The 14,751-nt window shown below is 72.1% G+C and carries 6 protein-coding genes; 5 read left to right on the top strand and 1 reads right to left on the bottom strand.

Annotated elements, in window-relative coordinates; all coding sequences use genetic code 11:
- The first annotated feature begins 50 nt into the window (after positions 1-50).
- The 5 genes from AB0G28_RS15645 (at position 51) to AB0G28_RS15625 (ending at position 12,203) form a co-directional block, all read left to right on the top strand.
- Positions 51-1,838 (top strand): glycosyltransferase, encoded by a 1,788-nt coding sequence (locus AB0G28_RS15645; protein WP_361088691.1) that lies wholly within the window; start codon positions 51-53, stop codon positions 1,836-1,838.
- Positions 1,831-4,719 (top strand): AMP-binding protein, encoded by a 2,889-nt coding sequence (locus AB0G28_RS15640; RefSeq protein WP_361088689.1) that lies wholly within the window; start codon positions 1,831-1,833, stop codon positions 4,717-4,719. Before AB0G28_RS15645 ends, AB0G28_RS15640 begins: the two co-directional genes overlap by 8 nt.
- A complete protein-coding gene (locus AB0G28_RS15635) occupies positions 4,716-9,941 on the top strand; it encodes an amino acid adenylation domain-containing protein (RefSeq protein WP_361088687.1) in 5,226 nt (1,741 codons plus the stop codon). Before AB0G28_RS15640 ends, AB0G28_RS15635 begins: the two co-directional genes overlap by 4 nt.
- Positions 9,938-11,530 (top strand): non-ribosomal peptide synthetase, encoded by a 1,593-nt coding sequence (locus AB0G28_RS15630; RefSeq protein ID WP_361088685.1) that lies wholly within the window; start codon positions 9,938-9,940, stop codon positions 11,528-11,530. Before AB0G28_RS15635 ends, AB0G28_RS15630 begins: the two co-directional genes overlap by 4 nt.
- A gap of 67 nt (positions 11,531-11,597) precedes the next feature.
- The gene (locus AB0G28_RS15625) at positions 11,598-12,203 is read left to right on the top strand and encodes a LysE family transporter (protein WP_361088683.1); all 606 of its coding nucleotides are present in this window, start codon (positions 11,598-11,600) and stop codon (positions 12,201-12,203) included.
- 57 nt (positions 12,204-12,260) lie between these two features.
- On the opposite strand, the gene AB0G28_RS15620 is transcribed toward AB0G28_RS15625, so the two are convergent.
- Positions 12,261-14,729: a M14 family zinc carboxypeptidase gene (locus tag AB0G28_RS15620; RefSeq protein ID WP_361088681.1), complete on the bottom strand. Its 2,469-nt coding sequence runs from the start codon at positions 14,727-14,729 to the stop codon at positions 12,261-12,263.
- Positions 14,730-14,751 lie beyond the last annotated feature (22 nt).

Genomic DNA, 14,751 nt, shown 5'->3' with positions numbered 1-14,751 from the left:
TCGAACAAGCTGCGACACTGGGGGCCAGATGTCGGTGATGCCGGTGCACCATGCGGATCGCGCTTTCCTGTCGTGACCTCGCCGCCGACCGGTTGCTCGGCGACGGCGCCCGGGTCTTCGCACGAGCCCGCGAAGCGGCCGAGGCCGGCCATCACGTCTTCCTGGTCGCCGAGGAGCTGCCACCGTCGCGGAAGGACGATCGCGTCGGGTGGGTCCCGACCGCGCCCGCACGGCCGGACCACCGCTACTTCGCCGAGGCGCACCGCTACGCCGACCGCGTCCTCGACACCCTGCGCGCCCTCGGCGACCTGGACGTCGTCGAGTTCCTGGACGCCGGGGCCGAGGGCCTGAGCACGATCCGGGCGAAACGCCTGCTCGGCGAGTTCGGCCGCACCACGCTGAGCGTCGTCCGCTGCCCGTGGTCGAGCGCCGCCGACGGCCCCGCCGCGCACCGGCCGCTCACCGCGGAGCACCAGTTCACCGTGTTCGCCGAGCGCTACTGCGCCGAGCACGCCGACGTCACCACCACGGTCGCGACGCCGGTGACGCCCGCCGCGAGCCGGACCCGGCCCGAGGTGTGGCGGCTCGGCGCGTACCGCCCGGACGCCGGGATCGAGACGTTCCTCGAGGCGGCCGCGCTCGTGCTCGACGTCCACCCGGAAACCCGGTTCGCGCTGCGCGGCGAGGACACCCCGACCGATCCGCTCGGCCGGTCCTATCGCGACCACCTGCGCCGCGGCCTGCCGGAACACCTCCGCCGCGCGGTCACCTTCGGCGGTCCGATCGAGGACGAACCGCTGGGTGCCCGCTGCGTCCTCCCGGCCGGCGACGCCGAATGCCCGAGCACCGCCGCGTTCGCCCTGTCGCGCGGGTGCACTGTCGTGGCACCGAAAGGCAGTACCGCGGCCGACGTCGTCGAGCAGCACGGCGGCGGCATCGTCGTCGCCCCGGACGACCCGGCCGCCCTCGCCGAGGCGCTCTTCGACGAGGCGCCGGCGTGCACCGAAAAGCGTCAGGCGCTGCACTTCCCGCAGGTCGAAACCGTCGCCACGCCGGTCGAGCCGGGACTGGTGAGCGTCGTGATCCCGCTGTTCGACCAGGGCCGGTTCCTCGCCGCCGCGCTCGCTTCCGTGCGTGCCGCCGGGTACGACGACGTCGAGATCGTGGTGGTCGACGACGGGTCCACCGACCCCGGGACCGTCGCCGCGTTCGACGCGCTGTCCGATGTGGTCAAGGTGCGCCAGCCCAACGCCGGGCTGTCCGCCGCCCGCAACGCCGGGATCGCCGCGAGCCGCGGCGCCTACATCGTGCCGCTCGACGCCGACGACGAGCTGCCGCCGGGGTTCCTCGGCCCGGCTGTCACCGCGCTCGCGCGACACCCTGAACTGTCCTATGTGGTCGGTTACCTGCGCTACACGGGGTTGCTGGACCACGTCCAGGCGCCGCTCGGGCACGCCGGCGACGTCAGCATGGTGGTCAACACGCACGGCCGCGCGACCGGCGTGTTCCGCAAGGAAGCCCTGCACGCCGTCGGTGGTTACGACGAGAGCCTGCCCGCGTACGAGGACTGGGACCTGTATCTGCGGCTGGCCCGCGCCGGCTTCGAAGGCGATGTCGCGCCGGTCGAGGGCCAGCGGTACCGGCGGCACGCGGGCTCGATGACGTTCGGCCACACCCGCGACGACCGGCGCGAGCTGACCCAGTTGCTCCTCGAGAAGCACGCGGCGGACCTGCCGCCGGACCGGTCGCTGCCGTTGCTGCTGACCCTGGCCGAGCTGTGGAAATCCGGGTACGAGCCGAGCGCGTCGGCCCGGCTGCTGGAGGCGGGCGATGGCTGAAACCTTCCCCGGGCTGCTGCGCGACCGCGCGGCCCGCGAACCCGATCGCGTCGCGATGCGCGTCGGTGGCGAAGCGCTGACCTTCGGCGCCTGGCACGACCGGGCGGCACGGATCGCGGCCGGGCTGGCCGTCCGGCGAGGCGACCGCGTCGGACTGCTCTTCGACGAGCACGACTGGCTCGATTTCGCCGCCGCCTACGCCGGCGTGCAGGCGGCCGGGGCGGTCGCGATGCCGATCTCCGCACGCACGCCCGGCCCCGAAATCACCAGGCTGCTCACCGAATTCGGCGCGGCGGGCCTGATCCACGGCACCGGCCTCGACGCTCGGGGATGGGCGATCGAGGACGTCATCACGGACCGGCCGGGCGGCGTCGACGTCCGGCCCGGCGACCTGGCCCAGATCCTGTTCACCTCGGGCACGACGGGCCGGCCGAAAGGCGTCAGCGCGACCCACGTCAACCTGACCTACGGCTACCACCCCCGGATGCGGCGGCGGCCGCTCGCGCACTCGAAACTGTTCCTGCACGCCTTCCCGCTCGGCACCAACGCGGCGCAGACGATGCTGTTCAACGCCCTCACCGCCGAACCCGCCGCGCTGGTCCTCCCCCGGTTCGACGCCGCCGAATTCTGCGCGCTGATCGAGGAAAACCGCGTCGGGACGGCGTTCCTCGTTCCCGCCATGGCGATCGACCTCGTCGCGAGCGGCGCGCTCGACCGGTACGACCTGTCGTCGGTGCTGCTGCTCGGCTCGACCGCCGCCGCGCTGCCGCCGGAGATCGCCAAGACCCTCGCCACGGCGTTCGAAAACGCCGACATCGTCAACTACTACAGCTCCACGGAGGCCGCGCCCGCCCAGACGGTGATGATCTTCGACCCGGACCGGCCCGCGGCGGTCGGGCAGCCCGCGGACGGCGACCTGCGGATCACCGACGCCGCCGGCCACCCGCTGCCGACCGGCGAAACCGGCGAGGTCTGGCTGCGCTCGCCGACCACCGCGCGGACCTACTTCGGCGACGCGAGCGCGACTTCGGCGGTGTTCCGCGACGGCTGGATCCGCATGGGCGACCTCGGGCACCTCGACGACGAGGGTTACCTCTACCTCGTCGACCGCGAGAGCGACGTGATCAAGTCCGGCGCGTTCAAGATCTCGACCCTGCGGATCGAGGCGGAGCTGTACGCGCATCCGGACGTCCGCGAGGCCGCCGTGCTCGGCCTGTCGCACCCCGTGCTCGGCTCGGTCCCGGCCGCGGCCGTCGTTCTGCGCAGACCGGTCGACGACCTGCGTGCGTTCGCCGCCACCCGGCTGGCGCGGCACGAGATCCCCGCGCGCTGGCTGATCCTCGACGCCCTGCCCCGCAACGACGCCGGGAAGGTGCTCAAGCGGACACTCCGGGACCTCTTCGACGCGCCTTCCGAATCCGCCGCTCCGGCTTCCGACGCCGAAAAACGGCTCGCCGGGCTGTGGGCGCGGGCGCTCGGCCGGGACGTCCCGGCGGGCGCGGACTTCTTCGCCGCGGGTGGGGATTCGTTCGCCGCGGCTCGGTTCGCCGCGCTCGCGGCCGAGGAGTTCGGCGTCGAAGTCCCGGTGTCCTTCGTGTTCGACTTTCCCGATCTCGCCGCCCAAGCGAGACAACTCGCCGACCGGCGACCCGCCGCTCGAGTGGAAGTCGATGTGTCGGACGGCGTCCCGCTCAGCTCCCTGCAGGAGTACTTCCTGCGCTGGCTCGGCGAGACGGCCGAGCCGCGGGCGGTATCGGCGGTCGCGGTGGCGATCCGGATCACCGACCTCCTCGACGTCCCGGCGCTGCGCCGCGCGCTGGACGACGTCGTCGCCCGGCACGACGCGCTGCGCACGGTGTTCCCCGGCGGCCAGGCCGAGGTGCTGGACCGCTGCGAGCCGGACTTCGACGAGGTCTTCGCCGACGATCCGGTGCGGCAGGCGTGCGCCGAGCTGGAGCGGCCGTTCGACCTCGAACGCGGCCCGCTCGTCCGGGCGCTGGTGATCGAGGAAGGCCCGGAGGAGTTCGTGCTGGTGCTCGGCGTGCACCACCTCGTCTTCGACGGGCATTCGATGGGCGTGCTGCTGCGCGAACTCGGCGAATGCTATGCAGGCCAGGGCCACCGCCTTCCTCCGGCGGGTCGCGCGGCCGACGTCTCGGCCTGGGCTCGGACTCGCTGGCCCGAAGCGCGGGAGTTCTGGCAGCACGCCCTCGACGGTGCTCCGGCCACCCTCTCCGGCGCGCCACGCTCGGCCGAAATCGCTGCGTTCGAAGGACATTCCGTCCCGTTCGAGATTCCGTCCGAGTTGGTCGAGCGGCTGCGCGCGAAGGTCGCCGAGCAGCGTGCGACCGTCTACATGGGACTCCTCACGGTGTGGGCCAAGGCAATGGCGGAGTGGGCCGGCAGCGACGAAGTCGTCGTGATGTCGCCGCTTCCCGGACGCACCAAGCCGGAGTTCGACACCGTGGTCGGCTGCCTGGTCCAGTCGCTGCTGCTACGCATCGACGTCGCCGACGACCCGCCGTTCGAGGAGCTGCTCCCCCGCGTCCGGCAGGTCGTGCTCGACGCGACCGAGCACCAGTACTACCCGTACGAAGAGTTCAGCCGCCGGATCCCGCAGCCGGCCTGGCTGCGCTTCGAACGCTGGGGCGGGCCGGTGCACTTCCCCGGCCTCGAATCCGGACCGGTCGAGCTGCCGCGCGAGCTGATGTTCTCGTGGCCGATGCCGGGCCCGGACCTGAGCGTGCCGGAACTGGCGCTCACCGAGCACCCGGACGGCCGGATCACCGGCTGGCTCGTGCACAACCGGCTCACCTACGAGCCGCCGGCGATCGACCGGCTGGCCGAGCTCGTCCTGGCCCAGCTGAGGGAGGTCCGATGAGGCAGGCATCGCTGGCGCAGAACGGGATCTGGTTCACCGAGCGCGCGGTCGACGCGGGGTCGGCGTACCACATCCCGCTGTCGGTCGTCCTGCGCGGCGACCTCGACGTGGACACACTGGCCGCGGCGTGCGGCGACGTCGTCGCGCGGCATCCGCTGCTCGCGTGTGGACTGTCCGAAAACGACGGTTCCGTCACCCTCGTCGAGAAGGATCCGCCGGTCCTGGAACGCGCGGCGGGTACCCGGCGCGAGCTGATCACGCGGCCGTTCGGGGACGGGCCACTCTCGAGGTTCGTCCTGTTCGAGGGGCACGAACTACTGATCGTCGTGCACCACCTGGTGTTCGACGGCGCGTCGAAGGACGTCCTGCTGCGCGATCTGGCCGCCTGCTACAACGCCCGCGTCGCCGGGACCGAGCCGGACCTCCCGGCCGCTCCCCCGGACTATCGGGAGCACGTCGAGGGCGAGACCGAACGGGTCGCGGCGGCGCTCGAGCAGGCCAAGGCATTCTGGGCGACGCGGCCGCTTCCGGAGGACGTCGTGCTGCCCGGGCTCGACGGCCCACCGGACACCCGTGACGGCGAGTTCGTCAAGCTGACCCTCCCCGCCGGGCTCCGGGAGTCGGCACGCGACCTCGGGCTGTCCCAGTTCGAGCTGCTGCTCGCCGCGATCCAGGCGCTGCTCTTCCGCTACGGCAACGCGCGGCCTTCGGTGGCGATCGACCTGTCGACCCGCACCCCGCGCCACCGGCACGCGGTCGGCGTGTTCGTCAACGAGCTGCCGATCGCCCTCGACGCCGACGCGACGACTCCGTTCCGGACGTTCGGCGAAGGAGTACGGGCCGAGCTACGCGAGCTGTACCGGCACTGGGAGGTGCCACTCGCGCGAGCGGTCTCGGGCGTCCGGCCCGCGACCGCACTCGCGCCGGTGTCGCTGAGCTACCGGGACCGGTCCGCCGCGCCGGAGTTCACCGGCTTGGAAGCCACCGTGGACTGGACGGAGTTCGCGTTCGCCGCGCGCAACGCGCTGCACTTCCAGGTCGTCGCCGGCAACGGCGAGCCCACCCTGATCCTGCAGTACAGCAGCCGCCGGATCGGCCACGCCGACGTCACCCGCGTCGGCGAGCACCTGCGCACGCTGCTGGACGCCGCCGTCAGCGCGCCGGACACCCCGCTCGGCGAGCTGCCGGTGCTCGGCGAGGCCGAGCTGGCGAACGTCCTGACCGCGTGGAACGACACCGCCGCCGGCTTCCCCGAGACCACGCTGACCGCGATGATCGAGGCGCAGGCGGCTCGGACGCCGGACGCGGTGGCCGTCACTTTCGAAGGCAGCGAACTGTCGTATGCGGACCTCGACGCCCGTGCCAACGGCATCGCGCGGCTGCTGCGGGATCAGGGCGTGGGCACCGACGACGTCGTCGCGATCTGCGCCGAGCGCTCACCCGAGCTGGTCGTCGGGCTCCTCGCGATCCTCAAGGCCGGGGCGGCTTACCTGCCGCTGGATCCCGAATATCCCGCCGAGCGGCTCGCGTTCATGCTTTCCGACGCTCGCCCCGCCGCGATCCTCACCCAGCGACGCCTGCTCGACGAGCTGCCGCCGCTGGAACGCAAGCCGATCCAGCTCGACGACGTCGTCCGCGGCGAGCGCCTGGAACCCGTTGCGGGGCCGGACAATGCGGCCTACGTCATCTACACCTCGGGCTCGACCGGCCGCCCGAAAGGCGTGGTCACCGAACATCGGGCGATCGTCAACCGGCTGCACTGGATGCAGCAGACCTACGGGCTCGGCGCCGACGACGTGGTGCTGCAGAAGACGCCGGTGAGCTTCGACGTCTCGGTGTGGGAGCTGTTCTGGCCGCTGATCACCGGCGCCCGGTTGACGCTCGCCAAGCCGGGCGGGCACAAGGACGCCGCCTACCTCCAGAGCCTGATCGCGAAAGACGTCACGACCGTCCACTTCGTCCCGTCCATGCTGGAGGTGTTCCTCGCCGAAGAGGATGCCGGCGCGCCGGCGCTGCGCCGGGTGATCTGCAGCGGCGAGGAACTGCCCGCCGACCTCGCCCGCCGGTTCACCGGCCGCTTCCCCGGCGTCGAGCTGCACAACCTGTACGGCCCCACCGAAGCGGCGATCGACGTCAGCCACTGGCACTGCCGGCCGGAGCTCCTGGACGGGCTGACGCGGGTGCCGATCGGGCGGCCCATCGACAACATCCGGCTGTACGTCCTCGACGCGGACCGGCGGCTCGTTCCGCCGGGGACGCCCGGTGAGCTGCACATCGGCGGCGTCGGCGTCGCGCGCGGCTACCTGAACCGGCCCGAGCTGACCGAAGAGCGGTTCGTGCCGGACTCCTTCGAACCCGGCGCGCGGCTGTACCGGACCGGCGACCTGGCGCGTCACCGGCCCGACGGCACCCTCGAGTTCCTCGGCCGGATCGACACGCAGGTCAAGATCCGCGGCCAGCGCGTCGAGCTGGGCGAGATCGAGGCCGCGCTGCGCGGCGACGACGTGCGCGACGCCGTCGTGGCCCTGCGCGAGGACCGGCCCGGCGACCAGCGCCTGGTCGCCTACCTCGTGGGCGCGACACCGCGGCCGGAGGAGCTGAAGGACCGGCTCAAGCGCCTCCTGCCCGACGACATGGTGCCCAGCGCCTACGTCACGCTCGACACCTTTCCCCTGACCCCGAACGGGAAGCTCGACCGGAAGGCGCTTCCCGCACCGGCATCGTCCACTGCGGACGCCGGCGGCACCGAGCCGCGCACGGACATCGAGAAGCTGATGGCGCAGCTGTGGCAGGAGGTCCTCGGGCTGGACCGGGTCGGCATCGACGACGACTTCTTCGACCTCGGCGGGCACTCCCTGCTGGCCACCAAGGTGGTTTCGCGGCTGCGCCGCCGCCTGCCCGAGGGCACGCCCGGGATCACGGTGATGGACGTCTTCGCCGAGCCGACGATCCGCGAGCTGGCCGCGATGATCGAAACGCCGGGCGCGGAAAGCCGTGCGGGCAAACGGCTCTACGAGCTGACCCGGCCGATCCCCGGCCACGAGCGGCTGGTCACCTACGTCGGCGTGCCGTATGCGGGCACCAGCGCGGTCGTCTTCCAGCCGCTGGCCGACGCGCTGCCGCACGGGTGCACCCTGTTCGCCGTGGCGTTGCCGGGCCACGACCCCGGCGTCGTCGAGGAATCACTGCCGCTGGAGGAGATCGCGCAGGAGTGCGTCGAGGAGATCCTCGAGCGCGTCACCGGCCCCCTGGTCCTCTACAGCCACTGCCTGGGCAGCGCGCTGACCACCGAGATCGCGCGGCGGCTGGAGGCGGCCGGGCGCGAGATCGACGCGATCTACGTCGCCGCGAACTTCCCGTTCGCGCTGCCGGTTCGCGGCGCGCTCGGCAAGCTGGGACAGCTGACCAAGCTGAAGCGGCTGCGCAGCGACCGGTCGTGGGCCAACTGGCTGCGCGGCATGGGCGCCGACCTCGAAGGCCTGCCGCCCGAAGAGATCCAGCTGATCGTCAAGCTGATGCGCGAGGACGGCGCGAACGCGGAGGACTACTTCTCCGCGCTGCTCGACACCGGCGCCGCGAAGCTGCGCGCGCCGATCATCTCGGTGGTCGGCGAGCGCGACCCGATCACCGAGTACTACCAAGAGCGGTACCGGGAGTGGCAGATCGTCACCCGGAAGACGGCGCTGGTGGTCCTCGACGAGGCCGGGCACTACTTCCTGCGGTTCCGCCCCGAAGAGCTCGCCGAGATCATCACCTCCGTGCACCCGGCCCTCGCCGCCGGGACCACGGACGAGCTGACGCACGAGGCCCGCGGCGAGGACGCGAGCTGGTGGTTCGCCGAAGTCTCCGAGGCCCCCGACGACGTGCCGCCACCACGAACGCCCCAGCCGAGCCTGGGCCGGTTCCTGACGGTCGCGGCGGGCCAGCTCGTGTCGATCACCGGCTCGCAGCTGACCGAGTACGCGATCCCCCTGTGGATCTACCTCACCACGGGCTCGCTGACGTCGTACGCGACGTCGTGGATCTTCGGCATGCTCGGGCTGTTCCTGGCGCCGGTGGCCGGGGCGATCGTGGACCGCTGCGACCGGCGGAAGGTGATGCTGACCGCCGACTGCGCGTCCGGCGTCATCCAGGGTGTCTTCGCGCTGGTCTACTTCACCGGGGACCTGCAGATCTGGCAGATCTGGATCGGGCTCGGGCTGCTGTCGGTCGCGCTGGTCTTCCAGCGGCTGGCCTACCAGTCCGCGGTGCCGCAGCTGGTGCCGAAGCACTTCCTCGGCCACGCCAACGGCGTCGTGCAGCTGTCCACCGGCATCGGCCAGTTCATCGCGCCGCTGCTCGCCGCCGCCGCGATCTCGCTGTTCAGCCTGGGCGGGATCCTGGTGTTCGACCTGGTCAGCTTCGCGGTCGCGGTCGCCGTCGTCGCCGCGGTCCGGTTCCCGCGGTCGATGCCGCACAAGCACCGCGAGTCGCTCGGCCGCGAGATCGTCCACGGCTGGCGCTATTCGATGGGCAACCGCTACATCCGCGGCATGGTCGCCTACATGGGGCTGCTCAACATCTTCCTCTCCGCGGTGATCCTGCTGATCTTCCCGCTGGTGCTGTCCTTCGGGTCACTGTCCACAGTGGCCACGGTGTCGTTCCTCGGCGGGATCGGCGCCGCGCTCGGCGGCCTGGCGATGTCGATGTGGGGCGGGCCGGGACGGCGGCGGATGCGCGGGATGCTGACCGCCGGCGTCGTGATGGGCTTCTGCGGTGCGTTCGCCGGGCTGCACGCGGACGTCGCCGTGGTCGCGACCGGGCTGGCCGGGATGTTCTTCTGCGTGGCGCTGGTCAACGGCATCCACGCGACGATCGTGCAGGTCAAGGTGCCGCAGCGGTACCACGGCCGGGTGTTCGCGCTGGACCAGATGATCGCGTGGTCGACCATCCCGCTCGGGCTGATCGTGGTGGCGCCGCTGGTGATCGGGTTGTTCGAGCCGCTGCTCATGCCCGGCGGCGGGCTCGCCGCGAGCGTCGGCGCGGTGCTCGGGACCGGCCCGGGCCGGGGCATCGGGTTCAGCTACGTCGTGCTCGGGCTGCTGATCGTCGCGCTCGGCCTGGCGGCGCTGCGCACCCGCGTGCTCTCGCGCTTCGACGAGGACATGCCGGACGCGCTGCCCGACGACGTCGTGGGCATCCAGGCCCTGCGGGAGCGGCGGGGAGAAGGAGCGCGTCGATGATCGAGCCGGCCTTGGCCACCCGCGGCGACCGGCCGGCGTTGCTCGCGGAGGACGGCACGGTCACCACCTACCGTGAGCTGGCCGAACAGGTCGACGCGCTGTCCGAGTGGCTGCGCGGGCTCGTGGCACCCGACCAGGTCGTCGCGGTGGCCATGGGCAACTCGCCGCTCGCGGTCGCCACGCTGCTCGCCACGGCCTCGGTCGCGGTCTGCGCGCCGCTGCCGTCCGGGCAGCCGGCGGCGGACCTCGGCGCGTCCGTGCTCGTTTCCGAGACGTCCGAAGCCGAGGCCGGGATTCCGGTGGTCAGGCCCTTCGACGAGGTCGGCAGGCTGTCCGGGCCGCGGTGTTCGGTGCCGGGAACCGCTTTGCTCGTGCGGACCTCCGGCAGCACCGGCGCGGCGAAGCTCGTGCCGCTGCCGCGTGAGGCGTTGCGGCACGCGGCGTCGCTCGTCGCCGGGACCCTCGAACTCACCCCCGCCGACCGCGGGCTGAACGTGCTGCCGCTGCACCACACGCACGGTCTCGTCGGGGTGGTGCTGTCGACGCTGACGGCCGGGGCGAGCGTCGTCTGCCTGCCCGGGTACAGCGACGACGGGATGCTCGCCGCGTTCCGTTCCTTCGCGCCGACGTGGTACAGCGCGGTCCCGGCGATCCACGCGCGGGTGGCCGCGTTCGCCGCCGACGGGCAGCTCGACGGCCACCGGCTGCGGTTCGTGCGGTCCGCGTCGGCCCCGCTGCCGGAGACCTTGCGGCTGCGGCTCGGGGACGCACTCGGCGTGCCGGTGCTCCAGGCCTACGCGCTGACCGAAGCGCCGGGCGAAATCTGCGCGCACAGCCCGTCCGCGCCGGTGCCGCCGCTGACGGTCGGCCCACCGGCCGGCTGCGAAGTCACCGTGCGGGCGCTGGGCGAGATCATGGTGCGCGGGCCCCACGTCTGCCCCGGCTATCTGTCCACTGTGGATGGACCGCTGATCGGGCACCCCGGCGGCTGGCTCGACACGGGCGACCTCGGCCGGCTCACCGACGACGGCGACCTGGTGCTGTCCGGACGCCGCGACGACGTGATCAACCGCGCCGGCGAGAAGGTCTTCCCCGAGGAGCTGGAAAACGTCCTGGCCGGGCATCCGGGCGTGACCGACGTCGTGGTCGCCGGCGCGGCGGACCCGGTCCTCGGCGAGGCCGTGGTCGCCGTCGTCACCGTTTCCGGGGAGACGACCGACGACGACCTCCGCCGTCACTGCGCACGGGCCTCCGGCCGCGGCCCGGACCGGTTCGCACGGGTCGCGGAGATCCCGCGCTCGGCCACCGGCAAGGTGAACCGCCGCGCGCTGGTCGCCTCGCTCGGCTCGGCGCCCGCCGGGAGCGACGACGTGCTCGACGCCGTCGCCGCCATCTGGGCCGAGGTGCTGTTCCTGCGTTCCCCCGACCCGGACACCGGCCTGGACGAGCTGGGCGGCGAGTCGCTGCACGGCGCCCGCATCGAGGCGCTGGTCGCCGAACGCCTCGACGTCCGGTTGCCGCCGTCGGCCGTCCTGGACCGGGGGATCACGATCCGCAAGATGGCGGCCCTGGTCAGCGGAAAGCCGTGAATGGCACATCGAGGGACTTGAAGTCCGTGAATGTGCCATTCACGGACTTCGACGCGGGCGCGCAGGTATGAACTCCGCCGCCGTACTGGGCACCGTGGTGCTGGCCTACCTCCCGGCGGCGGTCTCCCCCGGCCCGAACTTCGTGCTGATCGCGCACACCGCCGCGGCAGGCACCCGGCGCGCCGCGGTGGCCGTCGCGCTCGGGGTGGTCGCGGCGGGCGGCCTGCTGGCCGCGGTCGCGGTCTTCGGGCTCGGCAGCGTGCTGGCCCGCACACCGTGGCTGGCGACGGCGTTGCGCGTGGTCTGCGGCGCGTACCTCGCCTGGCTCGGGATGCGGCTGTGGCTTCGAGCCCGCGCCCCGGAAACGGCCCCACCCGCGGGCCATGGCAGCGCTTTCCGCCAAGGCGTGGTCAGCAACCTCACCAACCCGAAGGCGGCCGCGTTCTTCGGCAGCGTCCTCACCGCGACCCTGCCACCGTCCGAACCCACGGCCGTCAAGGCCGCCGCGGTCGCGCTGATCGTCGCCGCCTCGGCCGCCTGGCACCTGGGCGTGGCCCTGCTCTTCTCTTCCCCCGCCACCCAACGCTGGTACGCGCACGCCAAACCGGCCCTCAACCGCGTCGTGGGCACGATCCTCGTGGTCCTCGGCCTCGCCCTCGCCGCAACGCCGTGAAGGCCTCCTTACCGGCCATAAGAGCCGGTAAGGAGGCCTTCACGGATTTCGGCGAACCTAGCGGACGCCGCCCGAAGCGCGCTGCTTCTGCGCGTGCGCGGACCGGGTGCAGACCTCGCCGACGTCGACCGTCTGGGCGCGGTCGACGTAGACGTCCGCCACGCCGACGAGCTTGCCGTTCGGCGTGGAGCAGGTCAGCTGGTAGGCCTCCTTCGTCCCGTACGTCGGCGGGATCGGGGACGCGAACGACACGTCACCGGTCCAGTCGTCGGGGACGTTCGGGTCGGTCTGGTCGTAGTTGACCACCACGGCCTTGTAGTCGCCGGCCGGCGGGTCGAACAGCACGGCGTGCTCGGACGTCGTGCCGCCGTTCGCCGACGAGCTGACCAGGTTGCCCGCCGCGTCGTAGACGTACAGGTCCCAGTCGGTCGTGGGGTTCTTCCAGTTGATGTCGACGCTGAACTTGCCGTTGTCCACCTTCGGCAGGCCGTCGACGTGGAAGGTGAACGACTCCCCCGTCGCGTCCGTCGGGTAGTTCTGGTTGATCGGCGGCACGCCCGCGGGGTTGGTGACCGCGAAGCCCTGCTGGGCCGGGCCTTGCGGGGTGCGCCCGTACCGGCCGGCCACGTACGGCCGCGTCGACGGGTTGACCGACCAGGCGAACCGGCCGCCGGTGGCGGTGAACTTCGAGTTCAGGTCGTCGGTGTAGTAGATCGGCGGCTTGGTGGAGCCGTCCGGCTGCAGCACCGGCGACGTCGGCGTCTGGAACGTCTTGTGCAGCTTGAGCTGGTAGCCCTTGGGCGCCGAGCCGATCAGCGTCGAGTGCTGCTGCGGGTCGGCGGCGTTGCCCAGCATGTCCAGGAACGCCTGGCGGTTGCCACCCTTGCCGGCACCGGCCGCGGGGGCCAGGCCCGCGTACTCGGCCACGACGCTGTCGGCGTAGGGCCCGTGGAAGCCGTTGCCGCCGACCTCGATGGTGAAGCCCCAGCCACCGGTGGCCCAGTACGACCAGTCCTCGGTGGTGCCGGTGGTGTCGTAGAGCGCCCAGCTCGGCTCGCTGGTGTAGCCGTTGCGCGAGGCCAGCTTGTCGCCGAGGGCCTTGTACTGCGGCTCCTCCAGCGGCGGGCGGACGTCCGCCACGCCCGGCGGGCGCAGCACCAGCGCGGCGACGGTGTGCATCGTCAGCAGGTTGGTCACCTGGCGCGAGGACACGATCGAGCGCACGTTCCGGACCTCGGGCTCGCTGAACGGCGCGGAGCCGCGGAAGGTGTCGCCGCTCCAGGCCAGCTCGGCGCCGTTGCCGCCCCAGAAGCCCGCGTAGTTGCGGTTCGGGTCGGTGCCGCGCAGGCGGCCGCCCGGGTTCGCCTTGCACACGCCGGTGGCGTACTGCGGCGGCGAGTCGCTGACGTTGCAGTTCTTGCGCTTCATCTCGTAGTCGAACCGGGTGAAGTCGCCCTTGGGCTCGGCCTCGCGGGAGATCTCGAAGCCGTCCGGGTTGATGATCGGCACGACGATGTTGCGTGTCTTGCTCACCAGCGACCGGATCGAGGCATCGCGCGAGTAGCCGTTGACCAGCTCGTACGCCCATTCCATGACGTGCTCGCCGGCCGGCCATTCCCGGGCGTGGTGCACGCCCATGGTGAAGTTCACCGGCTTGCCGTCGGTCAGGTTCTTGACGTCGGTGGCGATTTCGACGCCGACGACGTCACGGCCCTCCCACGTCGATTCCGGCATGGTGAACGCCGAGACGAGAGCCGGGTTCTTGCGGGCCAGCTCCTTCAGCTCGTAGTTGTACTCGTAGAGGTGCCGGTAGCTGGTGCGCCCGGACGGCAGCGCCGACGCGGCGGTCTTCGCGGCGTACTGGCGGTCGGCCTTCGCGTCCTGGACGGACTTGGCCGAGAGGTCGGCCTCGATCACCTTCGACTTGAAGCCGCTGTTCTTGAGCGTCTGGCGGTCGGCGTCGCCGGCGAGGACGACCTCGACCCCGGTCGCGTCACCCTTCTCGGTGACGTCCAGACCGAGGGCGGTCAGCTTGTTCTTGTCGGCGCGCGTGGGCGTCTCGACGCGGACGAGCTCCGCGCGCTGCGTCGCCGCGGCGGTGCCGGTCGGCGTGCCCTGCGGGGTCAGCGCCAGGAAGTCGACGCCGAGCTGGACCTGGCCGGCCGAGCCGCCGTACCGGCAGCCCTGGACGACGAGCTCTTGCCCCTTCTTCACGAAGCTCTCGGCGAGTTCGTGGGAACGCAACGCCGTCGAGGCGGCGACGACGGCGCCCGTGGCCTTGTCGAACACGGCGACGTCCCAGTCGCCCTCGGCGCCCTGGACCGGCTTGAGCCGGGCCTGGACCAGACCGTCCACCGTGGACGTGAGCTCGCGGCGGTCGGCGCCCGACGTCCCCTTGGGCAGCGCTTTGGCGAAGCACGAGCGTGGGACCGCCTTGTCGGCACGCAGGATGTTCTGCGCCGCGCCCGCGGTGCCGGACGGCAACGCGACGAACGTTCCGGCCAGCGCGACGGCCGAAGCCAGCATCACTAGCCGTCTTGGTGAATTC

The organism is Amycolatopsis sp. NPDC021455 (genome assembly GCF_040640995.1).
GTDB lineage: Bacteria > Actinomycetota > Actinomycetes > Mycobacteriales > Pseudonocardiaceae > Amycolatopsis.
The sequence above is the reverse complement of the archived record's forward strand: the minus strand, read 5'-3'. Positions and strand labels throughout refer to the sequence as shown.

Excerpts from the sequence above, each read along its gene's own strand:
- AB0G28_RS15635 (WP_361088687.1), top strand. The coding sequence starts at position 4,716 with ATGAGGCAGGCATCGCTGGCGCAGAACGGGATCTGGTTCACCGAGCGC.
- AB0G28_RS15640 (WP_361088689.1), top strand. The coding sequence starts at position 1,831 with ATGGCTGAAACCTTCCCCGGGCTGCTGCGCGACCGCGCGGCCCGCGAA.
- AB0G28_RS15625 (WP_361088683.1), top strand. The coding sequence starts at position 11,598 with ATGAACTCCGCCGCCGTACTGGGCACCGTGGTGCTGGCCTACCTCCCG.
- AB0G28_RS15630 (WP_361088685.1), top strand. The coding sequence starts at position 9,938 with ATGATCGAGCCGGCCTTGGCCACCCGCGGCGACCGGCCGGCGTTGCTC.
- AB0G28_RS15620 (WP_361088681.1), bottom strand. The coding sequence starts at position 14,729 with ATGCTGGCTTCGGCCGTCGCGCTGGCCGGAACGTTCGTCGCGTTGCCG.
- AB0G28_RS15645 (WP_361088691.1), top strand. The coding sequence starts at position 51 with ATGCGGATCGCGCTTTCCTGTCGTGACCTCGCCGCCGACCGGTTGCTC.